The sequence below is a fragment of the Klebsiella michiganensis genome (assembly GCF_015139575.1).
Lineage (GTDB): Bacteria > Pseudomonadota > Gammaproteobacteria > Enterobacterales > Enterobacteriaceae > Klebsiella > Klebsiella michiganensis.
Map to the genome: position 1 here is coordinate 3,157,673 of NZ_AP022547.1, position 24,003 is coordinate 3,181,675.

25 protein-coding genes are annotated in these 24,003 nt (G+C 57.1%); 12 read left to right on the forward strand and 13 right to left on the reverse strand.

Translation table 11 applies throughout. From position 1 onward, the window contains the following. Window positions 1-8: 8 nt before the first annotated feature. Together rimL and JLG71_RS14855 are read right to left on the reverse strand one after the other, a co-directional pair. The gene (gene rimL, locus JLG71_RS14850) at window positions 9-593 is read right to left on the reverse strand and encodes a 50S ribosomal protein L7/L12-serine acetyltransferase (RefSeq protein WP_004850562.1); all 585 of its coding nucleotides are present in this window, start codon (window positions 591-593) and stop codon (window positions 9-11) included. Window positions 594-668: 75 nt separating this feature from the next. Next, window positions 669-2,324, reverse strand: a complete 1,656-nt coding sequence (locus tag JLG71_RS14855) for a glucan biosynthesis protein D (protein WP_004850560.1) — start codon at window positions 2,322-2,324, stop codon at window positions 669-671. Between the two features lie 122 nt (window positions 2,325-2,446). Between JLG71_RS14855 and JLG71_RS14860 the strand changes: the two genes are divergently transcribed. Continuing rightward, on the forward strand, window positions 2,447-2,596 hold the full coding sequence (locus JLG71_RS14860; RefSeq protein WP_157835621.1) for a hypothetical protein: 150 nt from the start codon (window positions 2,447-2,449) through the stop codon (window positions 2,594-2,596). Here JLG71_RS14860 and ycaC read toward each other — a convergent pair. The 3 genes from ycaC to hglS form a co-directional block, all read right to left on the reverse strand. Continuing rightward, window positions 2,574-3,197, reverse strand: coding sequence for an isochorismate family cysteine hydrolase YcaC (ycaC, locus tag JLG71_RS14865; RefSeq protein WP_004850558.1), 624 nt, complete (start codon window positions 3,195-3,197; stop codon window positions 2,574-2,576). The genes JLG71_RS14860 and ycaC overlap by 23 nt on opposite strands. A 173-nt stretch (window positions 3,198-3,370) precedes the next feature. Further along, window positions 3,371-4,879 (reverse strand): carboxylesterase/lipase family protein, encoded by a 1,509-nt coding sequence (locus JLG71_RS14870; protein WP_025107904.1) that lies wholly within the window; start codon window positions 4,877-4,879, stop codon window positions 3,371-3,373. A 42-nt stretch (window positions 4,880-4,921) separates the two neighbouring features. Next, window positions 4,922-6,265 (reverse strand): 2-oxoadipate dioxygenase/decarboxylase HglS, encoded by a 1,344-nt coding sequence (gene hglS / locus JLG71_RS14875; protein WP_048263586.1) that lies wholly within the window; start codon window positions 6,263-6,265, stop codon window positions 4,922-4,924. 239 nt (window positions 6,266-6,504) lie between these two features. Between hglS and pcaH the strand changes: the two genes are divergently transcribed. The 5 genes from pcaH to JLG71_RS14900 all read left to right on the forward strand — a co-directional run bounded on the left by pcaH (window position 6,505) and on the right by JLG71_RS14900 (window position 12,062). After that, a complete protein-coding gene (pcaH, locus tag JLG71_RS14880) occupies window positions 6,505-7,245 on the forward strand; it encodes a protocatechuate 3,4-dioxygenase subunit beta (RefSeq protein WP_032749246.1) in 741 nt (246 codons plus the stop codon). Continuing rightward, entirely contained in the window at window positions 7,242-7,862 is a 621-nt protein-coding gene (gene pcaG / locus JLG71_RS14885; protein WP_004850549.1) for a protocatechuate 3,4-dioxygenase subunit alpha, read from the forward strand. Before pcaH ends, pcaG begins: the two co-directional genes overlap by 4 nt. Before the next feature lie 172 nt (window positions 7,863-8,034). Then, complete coding sequence (locus JLG71_RS14890; RefSeq protein WP_004850547.1) at window positions 8,035-8,958, forward strand: LysR substrate-binding domain-containing protein; 924 nt, start codon at window positions 8,035-8,037, stop codon at window positions 8,956-8,958. Between the two features lie 292 nt (window positions 8,959-9,250). After that, entirely contained in the window at window positions 9,251-11,623 is a 2,373-nt protein-coding gene (locus JLG71_RS14895; protein WP_049084349.1) for a membrane-bound PQQ-dependent dehydrogenase, glucose/quinate/shikimate family, read from the forward strand. A 163-nt stretch (window positions 11,624-11,786) separates the two neighbouring features. Further along, the gene (locus tag JLG71_RS14900) at window positions 11,787-12,062 is read left to right on the forward strand and encodes a hypothetical protein (protein ID WP_025107907.1); all 276 of its coding nucleotides are present in this window, start codon (window positions 11,787-11,789) and stop codon (window positions 12,060-12,062) included. Between the two features lie 52 nt (window positions 12,063-12,114). On the opposite strand, the gene JLG71_RS14905 is transcribed toward JLG71_RS14900, so the two are convergent. The 3 genes from JLG71_RS14905 to cybB all read right to left on the reverse strand — a co-directional run bounded on the left by JLG71_RS14905 (window position 12,115) and on the right by cybB (window position 14,227). Beyond that, on the reverse strand, window positions 12,115-13,233 hold the full coding sequence (locus JLG71_RS14905; protein ID WP_014229209.1) for an S-(hydroxymethyl)glutathione dehydrogenase/class III alcohol dehydrogenase: 1,119 nt from the start codon (window positions 13,231-13,233) through the stop codon (window positions 12,115-12,117). A gap of 22 nt (window positions 13,234-13,255) precedes the next feature. Continuing rightward, window positions 13,256-13,531 carry a metal/formaldehyde-sensitive transcriptional repressor gene (locus JLG71_RS14910; protein WP_004101746.1) on the reverse strand — a complete coding sequence of 92 codons (276 nt, stop codon included), beginning with the start codon at window positions 13,529-13,531 and terminating at the stop codon, window positions 13,256-13,258. 168 nt (window positions 13,532-13,699) lie between these two features. Further along, the gene (cybB, locus tag JLG71_RS14915) at window positions 13,700-14,227 is read right to left on the reverse strand and encodes a cytochrome b561 (RefSeq protein ID WP_048263584.1); all 528 of its coding nucleotides are present in this window, start codon (window positions 14,225-14,227) and stop codon (window positions 13,700-13,702) included. 225 nt (window positions 14,228-14,452) lie between these two features. On the opposite strand from cybB, the gene JLG71_RS14920 reads away from it, so the two are divergent. Both JLG71_RS14920 and JLG71_RS14925 read left to right on the forward strand, forming a co-directional pair. Continuing rightward, window positions 14,453-14,695, forward strand: coding sequence for a DinI family protein (locus JLG71_RS14920; protein ID WP_004101739.1), 243 nt, complete (start codon window positions 14,453-14,455; stop codon window positions 14,693-14,695). A 21-nt stretch (window positions 14,696-14,716) separates the two neighbouring features. Beyond that, window positions 14,717-14,881: a hypothetical protein gene (locus tag JLG71_RS14925; protein WP_004850538.1), complete on the forward strand. Its 165-nt coding sequence runs from the start codon at window positions 14,717-14,719 to the stop codon at window positions 14,879-14,881. A gap of 120 nt (window positions 14,882-15,001) precedes the next feature. On the opposite strand, the gene JLG71_RS14930 is transcribed toward JLG71_RS14925, so the two are convergent. Continuing rightward, window positions 15,002-15,199 (reverse strand): hypothetical protein, encoded by a 198-nt coding sequence (locus JLG71_RS14930; RefSeq protein WP_014229206.1) that lies wholly within the window; start codon window positions 15,197-15,199, stop codon window positions 15,002-15,004. Window positions 15,200-15,490: 291 nt separating this feature from the next. Here JLG71_RS14930 and ydfZ point away from each other — a divergent pair, with 291 nt between their 5' ends. Then, window positions 15,491-15,694: a putative selenium delivery protein YdfZ gene (ydfZ, locus tag JLG71_RS14935; RefSeq protein WP_004850536.1), complete on the forward strand. Its 204-nt coding sequence runs from the start codon at window positions 15,491-15,493 to the stop codon at window positions 15,692-15,694. 65 nt (window positions 15,695-15,759) lie between these two features. Here ydfZ and JLG71_RS14940 read toward each other — a convergent pair whose 3' ends face one another. Further along, window positions 15,760-16,731: a GGDEF domain-containing protein gene (locus tag JLG71_RS14940; protein ID WP_116280049.1), complete on the reverse strand. Its 972-nt coding sequence runs from the start codon at window positions 16,729-16,731 to the stop codon at window positions 15,760-15,762. Window positions 16,732-16,863: 132 nt separating this feature from the next. Then, window positions 16,864-17,787, reverse strand: coding sequence for a LysR family transcriptional regulator (locus tag JLG71_RS14945; RefSeq protein WP_200914314.1), 924 nt, complete (start codon window positions 17,785-17,787; stop codon window positions 16,864-16,866). Between the two features lie 89 nt (window positions 17,788-17,876). Here JLG71_RS14945 and JLG71_RS14950 point away from each other — a divergent pair, with 89 nt between their 5' ends. Then, on the forward strand, window positions 17,877-18,371 hold the full coding sequence (locus JLG71_RS14950) for a GNAT family N-acetyltransferase (RefSeq protein ID WP_014838362.1): 495 nt from the start codon (window positions 17,877-17,879) through the stop codon (window positions 18,369-18,371). A 255-nt stretch (window positions 18,372-18,626) separates the two neighbouring features. After that, on the forward strand, window positions 18,627-19,625 hold the full coding sequence (gap, locus tag JLG71_RS14955; RefSeq protein WP_004850532.1) for a type I glyceraldehyde-3-phosphate dehydrogenase: 999 nt from the start codon (window positions 18,627-18,629) through the stop codon (window positions 19,623-19,625). 165 nt (window positions 19,626-19,790) lie between these two features. Here gap and aldA read toward each other — a convergent pair whose 3' ends face one another. Together aldA and JLG71_RS14965 are read right to left on the reverse strand one after the other, a co-directional pair. After that, a complete protein-coding gene (gene aldA, locus JLG71_RS14960) occupies window positions 19,791-21,230 on the reverse strand; it encodes an aldehyde dehydrogenase (protein WP_032693447.1) in 1,440 nt (479 codons plus the stop codon). Between the two features lie 271 nt (window positions 21,231-21,501). Next, window positions 21,502-22,293, reverse strand: a complete 792-nt coding sequence (locus tag JLG71_RS14965; RefSeq protein ID WP_064375228.1) for a YdcF family protein — start codon at window positions 22,291-22,293, stop codon at window positions 21,502-21,504. Window positions 22,294-22,704: 411 nt separating this feature from the next. On the opposite strand from JLG71_RS14965, the gene JLG71_RS14970 reads away from it, so the two are divergent. Next, window positions 22,705-23,979 (forward strand): Glu/Leu/Phe/Val family dehydrogenase, encoded by a 1,275-nt coding sequence (locus tag JLG71_RS14970; RefSeq protein ID WP_200913551.1) that lies wholly within the window; start codon window positions 22,705-22,707, stop codon window positions 23,977-23,979. Window positions 23,980-24,003 lie beyond the last annotated feature (24 nt).

Consider the following 24,003-nt stretch of genomic DNA (forward strand, 5'->3'; position numbering starts at 1 on the left):
GCCCGTAGTCAGCCGCGAGCCGGGAATTGCCCGGTGTCACAATCAATAATGCGCCCGTAGATATTCTGGTCATCGTACGAACCGTTCAGATACTCGGCCTGCTTCAGGCACCCTTCGAGGGTGAAACCGTTACGCAGGGCGACCTGATTGCTTCTCTGGTTTGCTACCCGACATTTAATCACGAAGCGGCGAACCGTCCCGCTGCGGGCAAAAGCGTCCATCAGCGCCTGCAGCGCCTGAGAAAGCAGCCCCTGCCCCTGGTGGCTTTCATCTATCCAGTAGCCGATGTATGCGGTCTTATTGATCGGCTCAATCTGGTTAAACGACAGCACGCCGACGATCTCTTCGCGCAGAAAGAGCAAAAACATTTTGGCGTAACCGCGCTGGTGCAGCATCACGTTGCCCTGCACGTGGCGGCGGGTTTCGTCTTCGTGACTGACGTCAGCGGGCCAGCTCAGCGATTGCTGGAGCCAGCGCTGGTTCTTGATCACCAGCTGATGCAGCTCAGCGACGTGGCTTTCATCCACAGCGCGCAGAGAAAGCGACTCGGTGACGGGGATAGTTTCTCTCGCAGGCGCGTTTTCGTCAGTCATAATGGACTCTGATTAATAGTCTGATTAAAAAACAAACGCCCGCTAAGTTACCTTAACGGGCGGAATAAAGGGCAATTATTTCATTACCCGATCGTCAACATAGTTACGCTTGTCTGGCGCTGGCGGGAAGTACTGATAGAGCCAGGTTTCGCTGATCGCTTCCCCCTGGCAGCGCAGGAACATGCGCATTTCGACCGGGTCGGTCGAATCCGAGGTCGGGTACCAGTCAAACTGGATGCGATAGCCATCAAACGGTTCCACGTAGAGAATTTCTATCTGCTTCGCTTCGCCGCTCGACAGGGTAATCACCGGCTCAATGCCTCTTGGCGCCGCGGCCTTCAGGTCGCCGCCGACAAAATCGATAGCAAAACGACGGGTCCATTTATCCGGGTAGTGCTCACCCGGCGCCCAGCCTTCAGGGAAACCGCCCATTCCGGTGCGCGTGGCCAATACCCGCGCCAGCGGCGAACGGACCGGCGGCTGCGCGCTCCAGTAGAGTCGATAGCGGAAGTCCAGCTCATCCCCTGCTTTAACCGGCTTCTCGGGCTGCCAGAAGCAAACGATATTGTCCAGCGTTTCACCGGTCGTCGGGATCTCCATCAGGTTGACGGCCCCTTTACCCCACTGGTTGCGCGGCTCCACCCACAGGCTCGGGCGCTTGTTGTACCAGCCCATGATGTCCTGATAGTGGGAGAAGTCGCGATCCAGCTGCAGCAGCCCAAAACCGCGCGGATTTTTATCCTGGAAAGCGTTGAACTGCAGCTTTTGCGGGTTGTTCAGCGGGCGGCATACCCACTCGCCGTTGCCCAGCCACATCGACAGGCGGTCGGAGTCGTGGATCTGCGGATGGATAGTGTCGCACATCCGCCGTTCGTTATTGCCGCAGCTGAACATACTGGTCATCGGCGCGATGCCCAGCTGTTTGATGTCTTTACGCGCGTAGATGTGGTTTTCCACATCCATAATCACCTGCGTCTCCTGACAGTTCACCACGAACTTATAGGCGCCGGTGACGCTTGGGCTGTCGAGCAGCGCATAGACGGTAAAGACCGTCGCCCCCGGTTTAACGGTCTCAAACCAGAAAGAGGTGAAGTCCGGGAACTCTTCCGGCGTATCGGTAAAGGTATCGATCGCCAGGCCGCGGGCGGAAAGACCGTACTGGTAAGTGCTGTCTACCGCGCGGAAGTAGCTCGCGCCGAGGAAGGCGACGATATCGCGGCGCGCCAGCTCCGGCGCCTTAAATACGCGGAACCCGGCAAAGCCGAGATCGCTCTGGCCTTCCAGCTGTTTGGTGTCGACGCCGGCGTCATTATATTTAAACAGCTCGGGACGGAAGTGAATTTCCCGCGCCTGCTGGGTTTGTGAATCCAGGGAGAACATCCGTACGCGGCGGCGGAACCCCATCCCGACGTGGAAGAACTGAATATCCAGCTTGCGCTCTTCGATATTACTCCACAGGGAGTGCGCAGCATCATACTGAATGCTGTTGTAGGCCTGCGGGGTCAGGTTTGCCAGGGTTGGCGGCAGATCGCGCGGCGCGCCGCCCCAGGGCTGACGCGCAAGATCGTGGGCCATCGACTGAAGTACGGAATAGTCAAAGCGACGGGTCTGGCCGTCGGCAATTCCCGAGTCCTCGGCGAAGGCCGCTTTCGAGAATAGAGAGGCAACTCCTGACGTTCCGCATACGGCGGCAACAGCCATGGAAGATTTGAGAAAACGTCTGCGGTTCATGCCTGAGAGAGCATCCTTCTTCATATGTGAATTGAGACGCGACGTAACAAACCCATGCGTCGTGAATGTCGCTCACTCTAGACAAAAATGATTGATAATCCAATTGTTGACGGCAGAAATGCGTGAAAAAAATATGTCCACCGGACCAGACCGAATTACCGATATCCGGGGGCGGCGATGATTTCGCCAACCGGCGGCGTTTCATGCTGAATCAGGAAGCGGCCAGACGAACGCTGGCCGCGCAGGCGATTATTTTTGCTGCAGAAGGTTAAAACTGGTCATCAGGTTGCGATAATCCGGAATATGGTTGGAGAACAGCGTTCCCAGCCCTTCGATATCATTACGCCAGTCGCGGTGTAGTTCACAGGCAACGCCAAACCACGACATCAGCTGTACCCCGGCCTGCGACATACGATCCCAGGCGGCATCGCGGGTAATCGGGTTAAAGGTACCGGAAGCGTCGGTCACCACAAACACCTCAAACCCCTCTTCAATGGCCGAAAGCGCCGGAAAGGCCACGCAAACTTCCGTCACCACCCCGGCAATAATCAGCTGCTTTTTGCCCGTCGCTTTGACTGCTTTAACAAAATCTTCGTTATCCCAGGCGTTAATATTACCCGGGCGCGCGATATAGGGCGCATCGGGGAATTGCGCTTTCAGCTCCGGTACCAGCGGGCCATTGGGGCCGTTCTCAAAGCTGGTGGTTAAGATAGTAGGCAGACCGAAGTACTTCGCCAGGTCGCCAAGGGCAAGGACGTTGTTCTTGAATTTATCGGGATCGATATCGCGTACCAGAGAGAGTAATCCGGTCTGGTGATCGACCAGCAGCACGGCGGCATCACTTTTATCCAGACGAACATACGGTTTGGCCATGGTTTCTTCCTCATTTTAACGTCAGATCTTCCGTCAGAACGCAGGTTCTGCGGATGCAGGGTTAACAGAGCCGATCTTAGTGTAATCGCTGGCTGAGGATTAGCCGCCTAAAGTGGGACGCATTGTTCCATTTGCAGAACGTACCGCGGCAAACGGAGATCTTCCGGACAGCGTTAATCCAGCGTCACATGGTGCTTCATCACCCGCCGAAACAGCGCCAGACGCGCGCGCATAAAACGGTTTTCCACTTTAAAACCGGCCCGCTTGTGCAAACCGATGCGCAACAGACGGTCCCGTCCGCGCACGCTGGCGGGCCAGCGCACCGGCCCGGATAGCTCGTGGCAGCCGTTACCCGCTACACGGGCAAAGCTAGCCCAATAATCGGCAACCCGGGCGGCAAAGGTCCGGTCGCGCTCGTTCGCATACTGTCGTACCGGCTCGGCAAGGTCGAGGTTGTCAAAAACGTACGCCACTTCATTACCGTGCCACGCGCCGTGCGGATAGGTTTGGTGTTCCGCCTCGGCAACGTAGTCAAACCAGTAGCGCCAGCACGGTTGCCCTACCCGCTGCTGCGCCTGCATCACCACGTAACCCAGGGTGGTAAAGGCCATATCGCGGCAGACTTCACGCCCTAATGCCTCATCGCCCTTGACGCCGGGATAGAGCAGCTTAATCAAACCGAGACCAAAACGGCGTTCGCGGCGAAGCTTCTGGATCTGCCCGGCGATATCGACGCCAAACACCGCCATGACGCTGGCCTCATCGCTGTTCGAGCCAATCATCACCGGCAGCGGGTGCTGACGCCCGCTAAAAAAAGTCTCCAGCATCGGCTGCGGCAGTACGGCATCGCCAACAATGGGCGCCGGGCCGATGGTAAGCGGTGCGGTCAGCGACCAGAACGCGTCCGCCGGAATCGCCCGCAGCTGTTCGGCGCTGGCCTGCGGTAAAGAGAAGTGCTCCGCGATGAGCTGCCCTTTGGCCAGCGCCTTTTCCCGCGGCAGATCCGGCAAGGTATAGCCGCTCTGAATAATCGCCTTATGGAACAGCCCTCTGGATTTTGGCGAAACCATGAGCGACAGCACGCTGCGCGCCCCGGCGGACTCGCCGAACAGCGTCACGTTGGCCGCATCGCCGCCGAAGGCGTGAATGTTCTCCTGAACCCACTGCAGGGCGGCGATCTGATCGAGCAGCGCAAAATTATAGATGCGCTCCCCCTCTTCTTCCTCCAGCGCCGGATGGGCAAAAAAGCCCAGATGCCCCAGCCGGTAGTTAACCGTGACTACCACTACGTCACGGGACGCTAAGGCTTTACCATCATAGGGCGGTAAGCTTCCCGCGCCGATGGTATAGCCGCCGCCGTGCAGCCAGACCATCACCGGCAGCGGCTGCGCGCGCGAAGCGGGTGACCAGACGTTAAGGTACAGGCAATCCTCGGAAAAGCGGCCGGGATCGCCGCCGCCGAGCTCACGACAGTACTCAATATCCTGCCAGCTGGAGGCCGAGAAACTCTCCGCCCGGCGCACGCCCTGCCAGCGGGCGGCAGGCTGCGGCGCGCGCCAGCGGAGATCGCCGACGGGCGGCGCGGCATAGGGTATACCGCGCCAGATATGCATGTACTCTTCAGCGGTGCCGGATAGGGTGCCCTGCCGGGTTTTCACCAGCGGGGTAGACGGATTCTGCATGACCTGCTTCCTTTAACGACTCATGCCAGCAGAGTACTGATTTTACAGCAGACCGCAACGTCGTTTACTGCGCTCTTCCGCCTGTTGATAAAGGGCAAACTCATCATAAACCGGACAGCCCAGCGCCTCCTCAAAGGCCTGGCGGCTGGCGTTGCCGTGGCTGCGGGTCTGTATCTCGTTGCCCAGGTTAGACTGAAAAATCCCGGCGGCGCTGACCGGCAAAAAGTCTTCATAAATAATCGGTTGTGCGATGACCCAGCCGCGTTCAATCAGCGGCTGCGGATCGTCGCCCGGACGAAACGCCTGACGGTGCGCTTCGCCGGCGGGCGTCAGGCGATAGCGAAAGTACGCCAGCCCCTGCTGACGCAGCAGGAATTCGCTGTCCGGGAACGGGCTAAACACCTCCTGCAGATGACGCTGATGGGTGAGATTATCTTTGCCTACCCCCGCCTCGCCAAGCAGTCGGTCGTACAGGGCGCGGCCCTTCGGCGTTAAGGCGATACCGCGCTGCTCGATTTCGCCAAAGCGAGCCGTATGCGTGCCTCTATGCTCTCCGGCAAACATCACCGGCTCCTCAAGGGCCTTAAAGCTGGTCTGGCGCAGTAAAATGGGCACATCGCGGCGCGGCGGCCCTTCTATCAACGCTTTTGGCGCGATACCGCACTCGGGCATTAACGCCTGCACCCGGTCAATATCCAGGGTGCGCGGCGTCAGATGATTAATGTGGCAGCCGGGGAAACAGACCACATCGGCAATCAGCCGGTGCTCTTCATGCAGCGCGTGATAGGTTTCCTCATCGACGGTGGCGTGTCGATGCCAGCGAAAGGTTTCCAGCGCCTGTTGCACAAACTCGCGCGCCTCTGCGGCGGTAAACTCCCCTTTCTGTTCATGTAACGCGATCAGTTCACGACAGCGCGACGTGAAGATATCGCGTCGGGAAAGGATATCCGCCGCCCGCTGACGCAAAGCTTCATTGGCGATAAGTTCAAGTCGCAGAAGCGAGGTAAAAACGCGAAACGGATTGCGCGCCAGCGCGGCGTCATCAATGGGGCGAAACGCGGTGGAGTGAACCGGTACGCCGGCCTGCGACAGATCGTAATAGCTGACGGGATACATTCCCATAATGGCAAACATGCGACGCAAGGTCGCCAGTTCCTCCGCCGTACCGACGCGGATCGCGCCGTGGCGTTCAACGTTCAGCCGCGCCAGTTCATCGGCGTTGGCCAGTTGTTCGTGCAGCGTCGGGTTATTCTCCAGTATGGCCAGGTTAACGTCGGCCACCAGCTCCAGTAGCGTCCCGTACTGCGGAACTTCCTGCTGGTACATCGCCGACATCGCCTGCGAAAAGCTTTCCCGAATCTCATCAGCCGTGATGGTGTTCGCCATGATGTCTTACCTCCAGTGAATTCTCCCTGGAGTGTAGGAAAGCTCTCTGCAGACGGCGGGAAGAATTTACAAACTGTGATGCCGGTAGCTGGCCGGTTTATTTTCACCCGCTCACTTCATAACCGCCAGTTATGTTAAACACCCTTTAATTTCACTTTAAATTAACAAAACATTTACACACACTGCGAGTGGCGACATTACAACAACATGCCTCTCTACCGATAATATGGAGTACCCTCATGAACGAAAAATGGTCACCGCGCGAGGTCCTGCACCGCGACTACAGCAGCCATCCTCCCGCTTACGCCCCGGGCTATAAAACCAGCGTGCTGCGCTCGCCGCGCAATGCGCTCATTTCCCTGCAGAATTCCCTTTCTGAAATCACCGGACCGGTGTTCAGCAGCGACGATCTCGGCGCGCTCGATAACGACCTGATCCTCAACTACGCCAAAGACGGCCTGCCGATTGGCGAAAGGATAATCGTCCACGGCTACGTTCGCGATGGATTTGGCCGACCAATGAAAAATACGCTGGTCGAAGTCTGGCAGGCCAACGCGGGCGGACGCTACCGGCATAAGAAAGATCAATATCTGGCGCCTATCGACCCGAACTTTGGCGGCTGCGGACGGGTGCTGACCGACGAAAACGGCTACTATTGTTTCCGCACCATCAAGCCCGGCCCCTATCCGTGGCGCAACCAGGTAAGCGACTGGCGTCCGGCGCATATTCACTTTTCGCTCTCCGGCGACGCCTGGGCACAGCGCCTGATCACGCAGATGTATTTCGAAGGCGATCCGCTGATTAAACAGTGTCCTATTGTCAAAACCATCAATAACGATGATGCCATCAGGACATTAATCGCCGAGCTGGATACCCATGCCGCCGTACCGCTGGACTCTCTGGCTTACCGTTTTGATCTCGTGCTGCGCGGCCATCGCGCAACGCTGTTTGAAAACCGCACGCAGGGGGCCGCCCGATGAAAGATTATTTACCTGAAACCGCGTCACAAACCGCTGGCCCTTATGTGCATATCGGCCTCGCGCCGGACGCCGCCGGTTTCCATATCTTTGAGAAAAATTTTGGCCCGACGCTGACAACGGCAGACACCGAGGGCGAACGTATTACTATCGAAGGCAGAGTCATCGATGGCTCCGGCACGCCGGTGCGCGATGTGCTACTGGAAATCTGGCAGGCCAACGCCGCCGGGCGCTATAACCATCCCGACGACCGACAGCAGGGCAAGAAGCTGGATGCGGCGTTTCGCGGCTGGGGACGCAGCTGCTCGGACTTCACCAGCGGCGTCTGGCGCTTCGAAACCATTAAACCCGGGGCCGTGGTAGGTCGCGATGGGCGCACCATGGCGCCGCACGTCAATCTGTGGGTGGTCGCCCGCGGGATTAATATTGGCCTCAACACGCGGATGTACTTTTCCGACGAGCAGGATGCCAACCAGGTCGACCCGGTGCTGAATCTGATTGAGTGGGAAGTGCGTCGCCAGACCCTCATCGCGCAGCGCGAGGTTCGCGGCGCGGAGATCGTATATCGCTTCGATATTCACCTGCAGGGCGAAAACGAAACCGTCTTCTTCGATATCTGAGTTTTTTCTTCCTTTTTCCGCCCCTGCCGGTCAGGGGCGACGCTATATGGCAAACTCAATAAAATCAACTTGTAAAATAATAATATAAAATGTTAATAATATTTTGCTATGAAGTTAACAATTTTAATCGCCCTTACTTGTCACTGGGACGCCTCTGTTTTTAACATTGATTATGCAAAAAAATGGTCTTTTCAGTCAGCGCATTCGCTTGCGCCATCTACATACTTTCGTGGCCGTCGCTCAACAGGGAACTCTTGGGCGCGCGGCTGAAACCTTAAATCTGAGTCAACCGGCCTTATCCAAAACGCTAAACGAACTGGAGCAGCTGACCGGTACCCGGCTGTTTGAGCGTGGACGCCTCGGCGCGCAGCTCACGCTGGTCGGCGAACAGTTTCTCACCCACGCGGTTAAAGTGCTCGACGCGCTCAATACCGCGGGACAGGCGCTAAACCGTAAAGAAGGCCTCAACAGCGATATCGTGCGCATCGGGGCGCTCCCCACCGCCGCACTGGGGATCCTGCCCTCGGTGATCGGCCAGTTCCATCAGCAGCAAAAAGATATCACCCTGCAGGTGGCGACCATGAATAACACCATGCTGCTGGCCGGACTAAAATCGGGAGAAATCGATATCGGTATCGGACGGATGTCCGATCCGGAGTTGATGAGCGGGTTGAACTATGAACTGCTGTTTCTCGAATCCCTGAAGCTGGTGGTTCGTCCGGGGCATCCGCTGCTGCAGGAAACGGTTACGCTGAGTCGGGTCATGGAGTGGCCGGTGGTGGTTTCGCCCAAAGGTACGCTGCCGCGACAGAACGCCGAAACCCTGCTGCAAAGCCAGGGCTGCAAAATTCCGTCTGGCTGCATCGAGACGCTGTCGGCTTCCCTGTCGCGCCAGCTCACCGTCGATTACGACTACGTCTGGTTTGTCCCCTCCGGTGCGGTCAAAGACGACCTGCGCCGTGGGCTGCTGGCCGCGCTGCCGGTGCCCACCCAGGGCGCGGGCGAACCGATAGGTATTCTCACCCGGGTGGACGCCACGCTCACCGCGGGAACACAAACCCTGCTGAGCGCCATTCGTAAATCGATGCCCGTCTGATCGCCCTCTCCCCGACCGTTATCCGCGTCGGGGAGATCTGACCGCCTGATTTCCTTTTCGCACCCACCATATTCACCACAATAATCAATTAGTGCGAAATCATTCATTAACAATTGCGTAAATTTCTTTAACAGATCTATCATAGCCACGATTTCACCAAATGGTTCACTCGAAATCAATAACAGTAAAAAACCTGCTTTTATGAAGGTCAACATCGCTTCATTCAAAAGCCTTCACTTGAGAAATTGATTCATCTGGTTCACGCCTGTTCAGGGGTGGTTAAGGAGAAAAAATGGCAACTGGCAACGCGCCGCGAGGATTCCCCCGGGTCCTGCAGTGGCTTCTCGCCGGGCTGATGCTGATCATCGGCCTGGCTATCGGTATTCTTGGTGCAAAGCTCGCCTCCGTTGGCGGGACCTTCTATTTTGCGATTATGGGCCTGGTGATGGTTATCGCCGCGGTGCTCATTTTCCGCAGCCGTCGCGGCGGTATCATACTGTACGCGATAGCGTTTATCGCCTCGATCGTCTGGGCCATTAGCGATGCCGGCTGGACCTACTGGCCGCTGTTCTCGCGCCTGTTCGCGCTCGGCGTACTGGCCTTCCTTGCCGCGCTGGTCTGGCCGTATCTGTCCCGGCAGCCGGCGAAAAAAGGGCCGTCGTTTGGCCTGGCAGCGGTGCTGGCGGTGGTACTGTTGGTTAGTTTCGGCTGGATGTTTAAATCCCAGCCGCTGGTCAGCGCCAGCGAGGCGGTGCCGGTTAAACCGGTCGCCGCGGGCGAGCAGCAGAAAAACTGGGCGCACTGGGGCAACACCACCCACGGCGACCGTTTCGCCGCCCTCGACCAGATTAACAAACAGAACGTTGACCAGCTGCAGGTTGCCTGGGTCGCCCACACCGGGGATATCCCGCAGAGCAACGGCTCCGGCGCGGAAGACCAGAATACGCCGCTGCAAATTGGCGATACGCTTTACGTCTGTACGCCCTACAGCAAGGTGCTGGCGCTGGATGTCGATAGCGGTAAAGAGAAATGGCGCTATGATTCAAAAGCCACCGCGCCGAACTGGCAGCGCTGCCGCGGCTTAGGCTATTACGAAGAGAGCCAGGCCCAGGTTTCCCCTGCCGTCGACGCGCAGCCGGCCGCCTGCTCCCGCCGCCTGTTCCTGCCAACCACCGACGCCCGTCTGATCGCTATTGATGCCGATAACGGTAAACTGTGCGACGCCTTCGGCGACCACGGTATTGTGGACCTGAGCGTTGGCATGGGGGAAATCAAAGCGGGTTACTACCAGCAGACCTCCACGCCGCTGGTGGCGGGTAACGTGGTCGTGGTTGGCGGTCGCGTGGCGGATAACTTCTCCACCGGCGAGCCCCCGGGCGTCGTTCGCGCCTATGATGTTCATACCGGCAAACTGGCGTGGGCATGGGATCCGGGCAACCCGAACCTGACCGGCGAACCGCCGGCCGGACAGACCTACACCCGCGGTACGCCGAACGTCTGGTCGGCCATGTCCTATGACGCGAAGCTGAATCTGATTTATCTGCCGACCGGTAACGCAACGCCGGACTTCTTTGGCGGCGAACGTACCGCGCTGGACGATAAATACAGTTCCTCCATCGTGGCCGTTGACGCCACGACCGGCCAGGTACGCTGGCATTATCAGACCACCCATCACGATCTCTGGGATTTCGACCTGCCTTCCCAGCCGCTGTTGTACGATCTGCCTGACGGTAAAGGCGGCACCACGCCGGTGCTGGTGCAAACCAGCAAGCAGGGCATGATCTTTATGCTGAACCGCGCCACCGGTGAACCGGTCGCCAAGGTTGAGGAACGTCCAGTCCCGGCGGGCAACGTCAAGGGCGAGCGCTACTCGCCGACCCAGCCCTACTCCGTCGGCATGCCAATGATCGGCAACGAGACGCTGACCGAGTCGGATATGTGGGGCGCGACGCCTGTCGACCTGCTGCTGTGCCGCATCCAGTTTAAAGAGATGCGTCACCAGGGCGTCTTCACCCCGCCGGGCGAGGATCGTTCGCTGCAGTATCCCGGCTCGCTGGGCGGGATGAACTGGGGCAGCGTGTCGGTTGACCCGAACAACAGCCTGATGTTCGTCAATGATATGCGCCTTGGCCTCGCCAACTATATGGTGCCGCGCGCCAAAGTGGCGAAGGACGCCAGCGGTATCGAAATGGGGATTGTGCCGATGGAGGGCACGCCGTTCGGCGCCATGCGCGAACGCTTTCTGTCGCCGCTGGGCATTCCGTGCCAGAAACCACCGTTCGGCACTATGTCAGCGGTCGATCTGAAAACCGGCAAACTGGTGTGGCAGGTTCCGGTGGGCACCGTTGAGGACACCGGCCCGCTGGGGATCCGCATGCATATGCCAATCCCTATCGGTATGCCGACGCTGGGCGCCTCGTTATCAACCCAGTCCGGCCTGCTGTTCTTCGCGGGCACCCAGGACTTCTACCTGCGCGCGTTTGATACCGCCAACGGGAAAGAGATCTGGAAATCGCGTCTGCCGGTCGGCAGCCAGTCCGGCCCGATGACCTACGTATCGCCGAAAACCGGCAAGCAGTACATCATCATCAACGCGGGCGGCGCTCGCCAGTCGCCGGACCGCGGCGATTATATTATCGCCTACGCGCTTCCGCAGCAGAAGTAACCACCAGGGCCCCAAACGGGGCCCTTTTTGCGGCCCGGGAACCGCCCGGTGGCGGCTGGCGTGAAAGCAAAATCATCTTCAGCCCCCTAAGCAAGCCATTTTCATTCAGCTATGTTACTATTGCGAATGGTTATCAATAATAACAACTGAACAAGGATAATGGATGAAAAGTTCACCCTGCCGCCTGCTCGCAGGCACCTTCATGTTAGCCGCCGCCTCGGCTCAGGCGTTAAAAGCCCCGGAAGTGGACCTGCGCGATCCGACGATTTGGGAAGAGAAAGCGGCGTCTCCGCTCACCGCCAGCCCACAGCCCTGCGAGGTGTTCAGCGGCCCGCACTGCGCGGTCTGGGAAGATGAGAAATCGGATATTCAGCGTGAACGGGAGCGGCGGGAACAGCGGCGATGGCAGAATGGTTATGAAAACCTGCGGCGGGAGTAATCCCTCTTAAACGATAACCCGGGCATGCCCGGGTTATTTTTCACCAGGAAAATCAATTCTCGCCGAAATGAATGACGGTACGAATGGATTTACCTTCATGCATCAGATCAAACGCTTCGTTGATTTGATCCAGCGGCATACGGTGGGTAATAAACGGATCGAGGCGAATTTTCCCCGCCATCGCCTCTTCAACCATTCCCGGCAGCTGGGTACGCCCTTTCACGCCGCCGAACGCGGAGCCGCGCCAGACGCGCCCGGTGACCAGCTGGAATGGGCGGGTTTTAATCTCCTGGCCCGCGCCGGCAACGCCGATGATGACGCTTTCGCCCCAGCCTTTGTGGCAGCACTCCAGCGCCGCGCGCATCACGTTGACGTTACCGATACACTCGAAGCTAAAGTCGACGCCGCCGTCGGTGAGTTCAACAATCACATCCTGCACCGGCTTATCGTAATCATTCGGGTTGATAAAGTCGGTCGCGCCCATCTCTTTCGCGAGGGTGAATTTTTCCGGGTTGGTATCCACCGCCAGAATGCGCCCGGCTTTCGCCTGTACCGCGCCCTGGATCACCGCCAGGCCGATCCCGCCGAGGCCGAAGACGGCGACGGTATCGCCCTCTTTTACTTTCGCCGTATTGTGCACCGCGCCGATGCCGGTAGTGACGCCGCAGCCCAGCAGGCAGACTTTATCCAGCGGCGCCTGCGGGTTCACTTTTGCCAGCGAAATTTCGGCCACTACGGTGTATTCGCTGAAGGTGCTGGTCCCCATATAGTGATAAATCGGTTCACCGTTATAGGAGAAACGGGTGGTGCCGTCCGGCATCAGGCCTTTACCCTGAGTGGCGCGCACCGCCTGGCAGAGGTTAGTTTTGCCGGATTTACAGAACTTACACTCGCGGCATTCGGCGGTATACAGAGGAATAACGTGGTCGCCCGGCTGCAAGCTGGTCACGCCTTCCCCCACTTCGACGACAATCCCGCCGCCTTCATGGCCCAGTACCGCCGGGAAAACGCCTTCCGGATCGTCGCCTGAGAGGGTAAAGGCATCGGTGTGGCATACGCCGGTATGGGTGATTTTGACCAGCACTTCGCCTTTTTTCGGCGGCGCGACGTCAATCTCAACGATTGAAAGCGGCTGGCCTGGGCCAAACGCGACGGCTGCACGTGATTTCATATCTCTCTTCCTCGTGGTGATTTTATTTTAAATAGGACCGTAGCAGATGCCCGACTTCCGCCATTCTGGCGGCGCGCTGGTCTGGCGTCGTTTCGCCGCTGACCAGTTCATCCTGCAGATGAATTTCAACCATCTCTCCCATCAGGCCGTTGGCGGCGCCGCGAATTGAGGCGATTTGTTGCAGAATGGTCATACAGGGTTCGCCGGATTCCAGCGCCCGCTCGAGCGCTTCAACCTGGCCACGGATGCGCCTTACCCGACTGAGGGCACGCTTTTTATCTTCAGGTGAATGTGGCATGGTGACGCCCTCCATATCATATAGGGGGGTATACTATATTTATTGTTGCCATGAGGCAAATGGCTTCGCCGCTTTAACCGTAGCATAGCGGCGAGAATTTGCGCTTAGCGGAAGTTGAAGCCCCGAAGAATTAGACAAAAAAACCCGCCGAAGCGGGTTTATCGAGGTTTAACGCCTGCGCGGCATCATCCTCAGCAGCGTGTTATCTTTCCAGAAGTAGTGGTGCAACAGCGCCGCCAGCGCGTGCAGGCCAATGATAAAGTAGCCGGTATTGGCCAGCAGCTCGTGCCACGCTTTCAGGGTATCCACCAGCTCAAAGTTGCTTTCCGCCGCGTGCGGCATGGTCAGGCCAAACGCGAACCACGGGTTACCGCGGTAGTACATCATGACCATGCCGATGGCCGGCAGCGCGATAAACAGCAGATAGATAACCAGATGCCCCAGATGCGCGAAGCCGGTCATCATCGGCGACGGCTTAGGCACAATTGGCGGCGCCGGAGATTTGAGACGCACCAACAGGCGCACCACCATCAGAACAAAAATAGAAATCCCGCAGGAGACGTGAATCATATTGATGGCGGGTCGCGCGCTGCGGGGGAAAAAGCCCCGCAGCTCCATCGCCGCGTAAGCGCCTATCACTAAAAGAAACACCAGCCAGTGGATGCCAATTTGCAGGCCAGAATATTTATCGCGCATGAGAAACCCTTAATAAAACGGTGATATCGCCAACATAAACACCTTTTATTAAAAATTCATTAACTTTTACGTACTTATAAAAAAACAATTGTCGGTTTCACGCATTTAATGCAAAAGCGGCGAGTTATCCCCGGCGCAGGAATACGGGGAACGTATACCTCGGCCTTGACGCTGTATATAATCACAGTACAATACTCCCTGCTATTACCATAAACGGGATAAAAAATGTTCGTAGAGCTGATTTATGACAAAAGAAATTTCGAGGGATTGGCCGGCGCTAAAGAGATCATTCTTAATGAACTGACGAAGCGAGTGCATCGCATTTTTCCCGATGCCGACGTCCGCGTTAAGCCGATGATGACCCTGGCCTCCATCAATACTGACGCCAGCAAGCACGAGAAGGAGCAGATCAGCCGCGCCGTGCAGGAGATGTTCGAAGAAGCCGATATGTGGATGCAGGAAGATTAACGGACGAGTGTTGAGGAAACGATGAACACTTTCAGCATAATAGCCATCCCCCTCTTTGCCGCAGCGGTGGTGATGTTGACGTTGGGGGCGACCCGGAAAAACCGTGCCTGCGCTATCGTCGGCGGCGTTTTGATGGCCGCGACCGTGGTTAACGCGGTGACCGGCATGGCGCTACAGGGCGGGTAACAGAATGAGTTTTGTTTGGTACATGGCGCTGATATGCATTGTGATAGCGTATCTTATGATGACCTTCCTCCCCGTTTAATCCCGGGTTTTCGCCTACCCGGGCTTCTTCTACCGGCGGGATCATACCCCCTTGCGCACCAGCGTTGCCGCCTGCATAAAAATCTCGTCCTCGACGCCATCCCCCTTCTGTCTGCCCAGCCTCACCAGTTCTTCAACAATGCTTTCCCGGTTGATTGGCTTCTGGCCAGAGACCAGGCCAATAACCGCCGCGCCAATGGCAAGACCAATCAGCCCCGTTTGCTCTTCTTTGTTCTTCATCGTTCCGCTCCGTTATGCCCGAAAAAAGTTTAGCAGCCGCATCAGCGACTGCAACCCGGGCCTCCACGGGGGTTGATACCCGCGGAATCGTCTTCAAAAGCAGTACGGATTCCGGGTCAGGCAAAGCCTGTCTCCGGCTCGTTAGCCCGTTGAGGGACGCTAAAAAGTGTGAAGTTGATCAAAAACAACAAAATGACGGGCCGAGAGGCGTATTGGTATTACGTCCGCGCCGGGGGCAGCCCGGCGCGAGAAGCGATTGTTACCACCCGATGATTAAAAGGAGAAATCAGCATGATCACTTACGATCGTAACCGCAATCCTATTACTAACGGCAGCCAGGTGATGATTAACGGGACGGGTAAAACCGGTAAAATTATCGCTATCCACGCGACGGGCTTAACGCCAGCCCAGCTGCGCCGTAATAAGACAGTCGAAGTGGAAGGGACGGAAGGTAAGTTCGAGCCCGTTGAACTGATCCGCCTTGGTCTCCACTAAGGAAGCGCAAGCCGCCGCGGCATCAGCCAGACGCCGAATATCGGCTGGCGACGCCGGGCGGTTCCCTACCGGCGCTCGGCGCCATGGCTGGTCTTCGCCTGATACATGCGCCGGTCCGCCACCGCAACGATCTCATTGAGGCTATGATGCGTTGCAGGGTCGTATTCAACGCAGCCCCAGGAAAAGGCCAGCTGCCACGGATTGCCCGCCTGTTGATTATACTCAGCAACGTTATTGCTTAGCTGCGCCATCGCGATGCCCGCCGCCTGCTGGGCAGTATTAGCAAGCAGGATAATAAACTCATCTCCGCCCTGCCTGGCAATGATATCCGACTCCCGGAAGGTGGCTTTCATCAAATCAGCCATCGCCGTCAGGGCTTTATCCCCCTGTTCATGACCCCAGATATCGTTAATCAGCTTAAAGCGATCGAGATCGATAAATACGAGGCTCGCCGGTTCATTGCGCCGCCTGGCCGTCAGCAGCGCGTACTCCGCTAACGACATAAAACCCCGGCGGTTGAACAACCCCGTCAGCTCATCGGCGGTCGCCGCGTCGAGCACCTTGAATTCATCTTCAACGATGGCGGCCAGGTCGCTTAATATTTGTATCTCATGCACGGAAAAGGCGCGCGGCTTGTGGTCCATCAGGCAGAACGCGCCGACCGTCGCGCCGTCAGGCAGCTGTACCGGGTATCCGGCATAAAAGCGGATAAAAGGCGCTTCCGTGACCAGCGGGTTATCGTGAAAGCGCAGATCCTGCTGCAGGTCATTAACGATTAAAGGGTCGGTCTGCAGGATAGTATGCGCGCAGAACGTGATATCCCTCGGCAGGGTATCGACTTCAAGTCCGGCGCAGGATTTAACATGCAGGGTATTTTCTCCCACGAGGCTAACCGACGCCACCGGCAGATCGTAGAGCGTACGCGCAAGCCGGGTCAGGCGATCGAAACGCTCTTCTTTTCCGCTATTAAGTAATCCGGATGCCCGCAGCGATTGCAGGCGACGCAGTTCATCGGGATGGAGTCCGGCTAATTTCAATTTTTCTCTCTTACGTTATCAGGATAGATGACGCTGCGCTTATCACTGAAGCGCGCATCAGGCTGTTAACAGACGATTCACATTTGTTGTCTCATGAGTTAAGCATATTTCGCTGACTCGTCAAACGAGACATCAGGTTCGTTCCGTCGCGGCCCACTCCCTCAGCCTCTCTTTCAGCCACTGGCTCGCGCCGCGCTGCCCGCTCCGCTTGTGGGAATAAATTTTCACTTCAAACGGCGGAACCTCAAACGGTAATTCAAAGACCTTCAGCGTCGCCGCGTCAGTCATTTTTGCCGCGGCAGAGCGCGGTATCGCCATAAGCAGTTCACTTTGCGCAATAATAGCTGGCGCGCTCAGCATAGAGGGGGTTTTGATGGTGATATGCCGCGAGAAGCCCATTTTCGCAAGCTGCACGTCGAGAACGCCCTGGTTTTCATTCCACGGGGTGACTACCAGATGCTGTGCTGCCAGGTAGTCCGTCAGCGTGAGCCGGGATCGCCTGGCGCTGCTTATCGCAACATAATCATCTTTCAGCCAGCAAATCTCATCCAGCTCCGGATGCTCTGCTTCATCCAGCGCGCTAAATCCCAGCGCTAAATCCACCTCGCCGGCCAGCAGTTCCGTCAGCGCCGGGCTGTGCGGCAGATAGCGCAGTTCGAAACGCAGGCCTGGCGCCTGTTGCTGTAGCCTGGGCATCAGCGTCGGGAAAACGCACTGCGCGGTGAAGTCCGTGATCGCTATCTGTAGGCAGTCGGTACTGGCTGAGGCAACAAACTTCGGCTGCGGAGTAAGCTCCTGATCTAAAAACTTGAGCGCCGAAGCGATGGAAGGCGCGAGCTGGGTGGCGTATACGCTGGGGCACATACGATGACCTTCGCGATAGAAAAGCGGGTCGTTGAGCGCGGCGCGCAGTCTGGATAGCGCGTGGCTTAACGCTGATGTGCTCATCGCCAGCTCTTCCGCCGCCAGGCGCACCGAACGATAGCGGTAGACCGCCTCAAATACCGGCAGCAGATTCAAATCAAGACGGCGAAGCGCAGGATGCATAATATTCATCATTGGGTGATTTCATTGCACTTAATTCTTCTAACCTTAACGTTTATGCTTGGCGGTATCAAACTCACGATGGCACAACAGGTACTCCAATGAATATGACCATTCGTCAGGCCCGCCCGGCGGACGCAAAAGCAATTTATGACATGATTTACGAGCTTGCGGTTTATGAAAAAGCGCCGGAGCAGGTGGTCACCACGGTAGATGAAATCCAGGCATCGCTTTTCGCCAGCGACAGCAAAACGGAAGCGCTAATCTGCGAGATTGACAATAAGGTTGCCGGGTACGCGGTGTTCTTCACCAGCTATTCCACCTGGCTCGGTCGAAACGGCATCTATATGGAAGATCTGTACGTCACTCCCGAATTTCGTGGTCGCGGCGCTGGAAAAGCGCTATTGCGAACCATCGCTCAGTTGGCGGTAAAAAGAGAGTGCGGTCGCCTGGAGTGGAGCGTGCTCGACTGGAACCAGCCGGCCATTGATTTTTATCTGAGCATTGGCGCCGTTGCGCAAAGTGAGTGGGTTCGCTATCGCCTTGACGGCGCCGCGCTTGCCGCTTTTGCTGAACGGGGCGGGAACGCCGAATAATCGGCCACCCGGCGGGCCCTTTCTGGGCCCATCTTTTCAACCCCTTGCCAATATGCCCGCGGCGTATAAAGCTGAAACAAAAAATTATTAACCCTTAATGCCCCGCCCACAACCCGCCGAATTTATTCACTTTTCCGTACACGTTTTTATCAGCATATAACGGCGCCGGAAAAATCGTTGGTTGCCCTATTCCGCCAGCTGAACTAAGCCTGGAGAAGTTTTCACCTGACAGTTCAACTGACCTGGAGATTCTTCATGAGTAAACTCGGGATTAATGGATTTGGGCGTATTGGACGTTTAGTACTGCGCCGATTACTGGAGGTTAATAGTCCTTTAGAGGTCGTCGCCATCAACGACCTCACCTCCCCTAAGGTACTGGCCTACCTGCTTAAGCATGATTCTAACTACGGACCTTTCCCGTGGAGCGTCGATTTTACTGAAGATGCGCTTATCGTTGACGGCAAAAAAATTACCGTTTATGCCGAAAAAGAGGCTCAGCATATTCCGTGGAAAGCGGTCGGTGCCGAGCTGATCGTCGAGTGTACGGGTTTTTATACCTCCGCGGAAAAAGCGCAAGCTCATCTGACCGCCGGCGCTAAAAAAGTGCTTATCTCCGCGCCCGCTGGCGATATGAAAACCATTGTCTATAACGTTAACGACGACACGCTGGAGGCAAACGATACGATTATTTCCGTGGCCTCCTGCACCACCAACTGCCTGGCGCCGATGGCGAAAGTGCTGAATGACGCCTTTGGTATTAAGGTGGGGACCATGACCACGATTCACGCCTATACCGGTACGCAATCGCTGGTTGACGGCCCCCGCGGCAAAGATCTACGCGCTTCCCGCGCGGCGGCGGAAAATATCATTCCGCATACAACCGGGGCGGCGAAAGCCATCGGGCTGGTTATTCCAGCGCTTAGCGGCAAGCTGAAGGGCCACGCCCAGCGCGTGCCGACGAAAACCGGGTCGGTGACTGAGCTGGTGTCGGTGCTGGAGAAAAAGGTCTCCGCCGAAGAAGTCAATCAGGCGATGAAAAACGCGGCGACGAACAACGAATCATTCGGTTACACCGAAGAGGAGATCGTCTCGTCGGACGTGATTGGCAGCCATTTCGGTTCCATTTATGACGCCACGCAGCTGGAGATTGCCGAGGTTGGCGATCTCCAGCTGGTGAAAACCGTCTCCTGGTACGATAACGAGTATGGCTTCGTTACCCAGCTTATCCGCGTACTGGATAAGTTCGCCAAATAAATCCCGGGGGCGGCTGACGCCTTGCCCAGGCTACAGGTACGTGCGGCCTGCGTTTGGGTAGCCCGGGTAAGGCGTCAGCCGCGACCCGGGAGGCGGTCTGCGGGCTGGGTAGCCCGGACAGATGCGCAGCATCGTCTCCGGGAAGCCCACCGGTTCTCTGCTGACTCAGGCCTGCAGATAGACCACCTGGGTTTGCAGATACTCATTCAGACCATGACGCCCGTCGGCGCCGCCGATGCCCGATTTACGCCATCCAGCATGGAAACCCTGCATCGCTTCGAAGTTCTCGCGGTTAATATAGGTTTCACCAAACTTCAACCCTTTGATCGCCTTCATCGCGACGTTCAAATCGCGGGTATAGATTGACGACGTCAGCCCGTAATCGCTATCGTTGGCCATCGCCAGCGCCTCTTCAAGGGTATCAAACGCCACCACCGGCAGCACCGGGCCGAACGTCTCTTCATGCACGATATCCATCTCCTGGCGCACGTCCAGCAGCAGCGTCGGCGGATAGAAATAGCCCTTACCCGTCACCGCTTTCCCACCCAGGACGACGCGCGCGCCCTGGGCCACCGCTTTCGCCACCTTCTGCTCCACGCGCTCCAGCGCGGCGGCGTTAATCAACGGTCCCATTGCGATATCGTCGCGTGACGCCGGATCGCCAAACTGCACCGCCTTCAGCGCTTCGCCCAGACGGTTAACGAAGCGATCGTAAATGCCCTTTTGCACATATACGCGCTCAACGCAGTTACACACCTGCCCGCTATTAATTACGCGAGAATCCACCACTGCCTTAACCGCCAGCTCAAGATCCGCATCGTCCATCACGATAGCGGGCGCTTTACCGCCCAGCTCCAGACACACTTTGGTGATGTTTTTCGCCGCCGCGGCCATAATCTTCTCGCCCGCGGCGACGCTGCCGGTCATGCTGACCATCGCCACTTTCGGATTGCTCGCCAGCTCCTGGCCCACGGTTTCGCCGCGCCCCAGCACCAGGTTAAAGACCCCTTTCGGCAGGCCGATATCATGGACGATTTGCGCAAAAGCGATGGCGTTATTCGGCGTAAATTCACTCGGTTTAATCACGATGGTATTACCGGTAATGAGCGCCGGCGCCAGCTTGCGGGCAATCAGGAAGAATGGAAAATTCCACGGCAGAATGCCGGTGGTCACGCCCAGCGCGCGCTTGAATACCAGAATATTTTCCCCCGGCCGGTCGCTCTGTACAATTTCACCTTCATAACGGCGCGCCCATTCGGCCATATAATCCAGATAATCGGCGGTAAAGGAGACCTCCACCGCGGCCAGCTGCTGTATTTTTCCGCCCTCGGCGACGATCAGCGCGGCGATCTCCTCGGCCCGCTCACGGATACCGGCAGCGATTTTGCGCAGCCACCCCGCTCGCTCAATCGCCGGCAGGGCTTCCCAGCCCGGCTGCGCGCGCTCAGCGGCCAGAATCGCGCGCCGGGCATCTTCCGCGCTGCCGTCGGGAATACGCGAAAGCAGCGCTTCCGTCGCCGGATTGATCACATCAATCCATGCATCACCGCGGCCGGGTTCAAACTGGCCGTCAATATACATAGGGTGTTGAACGGGTGCTGTCATGGTCTGCTCCTCAGGATTATTGTTTTTAACAGGTGAACTAGATGTTAAAAATTATCGCCCATCAGGCAAAGGGACAGCATGAGCGCTTGTTTTTGTGAGATATTTCATAAAAACGGAGCAATCCGGGGCGTAAAAAATTACAATTCAATAACAGATGATGCCCGTTTGCGATATCGCTAACGCAAACGGGCAGGATGAGAGTTACCGGCTAATAGGTCCTGCGTTCGAAGGGGAAATGCGGGCTGGCTATCATGGCATGCCGCGCCATTCCCTAAGCCAGCTGACGCGCGCTTAGCGCATCGGAGAGCAGGCGGTCGTCGCGCAGCGTCTGCCACGCCTGAGCGATGTGCGGCGGAATATCCACATGAGCGATAAATCCCTTACCCAGGGGGCCGTAGCCCTGCGGGTTATCCGTCAGCCGCGGCAGTTCACCGAGGATTAGCGCCAGATAGCGCCCCACCGGCCACAGACCCGCCTCTTTCCCGCTGAACGTGACGCCGTCACGCCCGTTACACAACACCGGTGAACAGCCCGGCGCGCTGTACCACATCGGCGCACGCGGGTCGTCTTGCCAGACGCGGGCAAATGTCGCCATCGTTCGCCGCTGCATGGTCGGATCCTGAACCACCACGCCCGTACGGTGCGCAATGCCGTTGTGCTCCAGCATCTGCCGGGTAAAGCGCGCGTTCTCGCCGCAGTTGGTGGAGCGGTCTTCCACCACGATTCGTTGGCGCGGAATCGCCCAGAACTGATGGGCAATGTCGGCCAGAATATGCGCCTCGGCGCGATCGTCTACCGGAATGGTGCTGTAGCGCGGGTCATTCAACACCGACTGGTATAAAAACGAGGTGGAGTGGCCGATACCGCCGCTGATCAGCAGAGGAACGGCGTGATGCGCTGCCAGCCGGCAGGCGAAATCAATGGTCGGGATCACCGCATTGCCTGCCAGCACCACCAGCTCTATTTGCGGATCCTGCGGTAAATCATCCTGCGCCAGCCAGGCCCCCAGCTGATTCGCCGCGGCCAGTACCGCCTCCGGCAGCGATGGAAAATGCTCTGACATGTTCTCTCCTTTTAGCGTTCTTAGCCTGACATTAACGGCCACCATCTTAGACGGTACAGCGTACTTTGGGGTAATAAAGTGCGAACAGAATACCCACGCCCGTTAAGCAACAAAGTCAACACATATACATAGCGTTTTATTCACTTTTTGAAGAGGGTCAAGATTCTGATAAATAGAGATAAAGGGTCACAACTACGGCTTTAATGCACAAAGGTGCATATTCATCCATTGATGGCCTTGTTTTCCGTTTTTTTATTCATAAAAAGCCGAACCCCAGCCGCAACGACAGCATATTCTGCATTTTTGCCAAATACCGTCCCATTAAATTGGTGATAACATTCTCGTTACAGAGTTTATAGCTGTACCTTTCCACGGTTAACAAAATAATTATCACTGCGAAACAGGACTCTTATGGAAAAGTTATCTTACGCTTCTGAAAGTAGTACATCTCCATGGACCACCTACCTGCGTCAAATCGATCGCGTTGCGCCCTATCTCGGCGATCTCGCCTACTGGATCGAAACCCTGCGCCATCCGAAACGCGCGCTGATCGTTGATATTCCGGTACAAATGGATGATGGCACTATCCGCCACTTCGAAGGCTACCGAGTCCAGCACAACCTCTCGCGTGGACCGGGTAAAGGCGGCGTGCGCTACCATCCGGATGTCGATTTGAATGAAGTGATGGCGCTTTCAGCCTGGATGACCATCAAGTGTGCGGCAGTCAATATTCCCTACGGCGGCGCCAAGGGCGGTATCCGCGTCGACCCGTTCTCATTATCAGAAGGTGAACTGGAACGTTTGACCCGTCGTTATACCAGCGAGATCGGCATTATCATCGGGCCGCAAAAAGATATTCCGGCGCCAGACGTTGGTACCAACGGTAAAGTGATGGCCTGGATGATGGATACTTACTCCATGAACCATGGCACCACCATCACCGGCGTGGTCACCGGCAAGCCTATTCACCTCGGCGGTTCGCTGGGCCGTGAAAAAGCCACCGGCCGCGGCGTATTCATCACCGGTCGTGAAGTGGCTCGCCGCAGCGGTATCGAAATTGAGGGCGCCAAAGTCGCGCTGCAGGGTTTTGGTAACGTGGGCAGCGAAGCGGCCCGCCTGTTCGCAGGCGTCGGCGCGCGGATTGTGGTGATTCAGGACCACACCGCCACGCTGTATAACGAGGGCGGCATTGATATGGCCGCGCTGACCGCATGGCAGGCGGAGAACAAGCAAATTGCCGGCTTCCCGGGCGCCCGCGAAATTGACAAAGAAGCGTTCTGGACGACGCCGATGGATATTCTGATCCCGGCGGCGCTGGAAGGTCAGATTACGCGCGAGCGCGCGGAAACCCTCAGCTGCAAACTGGTGCTTGAAGGCGCTAACGGCCCGACCTATCCGGAAGCGGACGACGTGCTGGCCGAGCGCGGCATCGTGGTGGTGCCGGACGTTATTTGTAATGCCGGCGGCGTCACCGTGAGCTACTTCGAATGGGTGCAGGATATGGCCAGCTTCTTCTGGAGCGAAGAAGAGATCAACGCCAAAATGGACCGTATCATGACCGATGCGATCGTTCACGTTTACGAAAAAGCGGTGGAAAAAGCGTGCTCTTTACGTACCGCCGCCTATATCGTGGCCTGTGAGCGAATTCTGATGGCGCGTAAAGATCGCGGTATTTATCCGGGATAATCCCCCTTCTCAGCCCGGTTAATG

Bases quoted from the DNA above. Each gene is read 5' to 3' on its own strand.
- rimL (WP_004850562.1), bottom strand. From the start codon at position 593: ATGACTGACGAAAACGCGCCTGCGAGAGAAACTATCCCCGTCACCGAG.
- JLG71_RS14855 (WP_004850560.1), bottom strand. From the start codon at position 2,324: ATGAACCGCAGACGTTTTCTCAAATCTTCCATGGCTGTTGCCGCCGTA.
- ycaC (WP_004850558.1), bottom strand. From the start codon at position 3,197: ATGGCCAAACCGTATGTTCGTCTGGATAAAAGTGATGCCGCCGTGCTG.
- JLG71_RS14870 (WP_025107904.1), bottom strand. From the start codon at position 4,879: ATGCAGAATCCGTCTACCCCGCTGGTGAAAACCCGGCAGGGCACCCTA.
- hglS (WP_048263586.1), bottom strand. From the start codon at position 6,265: ATGGCGAACACCATCACGGCTGATGAGATTCGGGAAAGCTTTTCGCAG.
- pcaH (WP_032749246.1), top strand. From the start codon at position 6,505: ATGAACGAAAAATGGTCACCGCGCGAGGTCCTGCACCGCGACTACAGC.
- pcaG (WP_004850549.1), top strand. From the start codon at position 7,242: ATGAAAGATTATTTACCTGAAACCGCGTCACAAACCGCTGGCCCTTAT.
- JLG71_RS14890 (WP_004850547.1), top strand. From the start codon at position 8,035: ATGCAAAAAAATGGTCTTTTCAGTCAGCGCATTCGCTTGCGCCATCTA.
- JLG71_RS14895 (WP_049084349.1), top strand. From the start codon at position 9,251: ATGGCAACTGGCAACGCGCCGCGAGGATTCCCCCGGGTCCTGCAGTGG.
- JLG71_RS14900 (WP_025107907.1), top strand. From the start codon at position 11,787: ATGAAAAGTTCACCCTGCCGCCTGCTCGCAGGCACCTTCATGTTAGCC.
- JLG71_RS14905 (WP_014229209.1), bottom strand. From the start codon at position 13,233: ATGAAATCACGTGCAGCCGTCGCGTTTGGCCCAGGCCAGCCGCTTTCA.
- JLG71_RS14910 (WP_004101746.1), bottom strand. From the start codon at position 13,531: ATGCCACATTCACCTGAAGATAAAAAGCGTGCCCTCAGTCGGGTAAGG.
- cybB (WP_048263584.1), bottom strand. From the start codon at position 14,227: ATGCGCGATAAATATTCTGGCCTGCAAATTGGCATCCACTGGCTGGTG.
- JLG71_RS14920 (WP_004101739.1), top strand. From the start codon at position 14,453: ATGTTCGTAGAGCTGATTTATGACAAAAGAAATTTCGAGGGATTGGCC.
- JLG71_RS14925 (WP_004850538.1), top strand. From the start codon at position 14,717: ATGAACACTTTCAGCATAATAGCCATCCCCCTCTTTGCCGCAGCGGTG.
- JLG71_RS14930 (WP_014229206.1), bottom strand. From the start codon at position 15,199: ATGAAGAACAAAGAAGAGCAAACGGGGCTGATTGGTCTTGCCATTGGC.
- ydfZ (WP_004850536.1), top strand. From the start codon at position 15,491: ATGATCACTTACGATCGTAACCGCAATCCTATTACTAACGGCAGCCAG.
- JLG71_RS14945 (WP_200914314.1), bottom strand. From the start codon at position 17,787: ATGAATATTATGCATCCTGCGCTTCGCCGTCTTGATTTGAATCTGCTG.
- JLG71_RS14950 (WP_014838362.1), top strand. From the start codon at position 17,877: ATGAATATGACCATTCGTCAGGCCCGCCCGGCGGACGCAAAAGCAATT.
- gap (WP_004850532.1), top strand. From the start codon at position 18,627: ATGAGTAAACTCGGGATTAATGGATTTGGGCGTATTGGACGTTTAGTA.
- aldA (WP_032693447.1), bottom strand. From the start codon at position 21,230: ATGACAGCACCCGTTCAACACCCTATGTATATTGACGGCCAGTTTGAA.
- JLG71_RS14965 (WP_064375228.1), bottom strand. From the start codon at position 22,293: ATGTCAGAGCATTTTCCATCGCTGCCGGAGGCGGTACTGGCCGCGGCG.
- JLG71_RS14970 (WP_200913551.1), top strand. From the start codon at position 22,705: ATGGAAAAGTTATCTTACGCTTCTGAAAGTAGTACATCTCCATGGACC.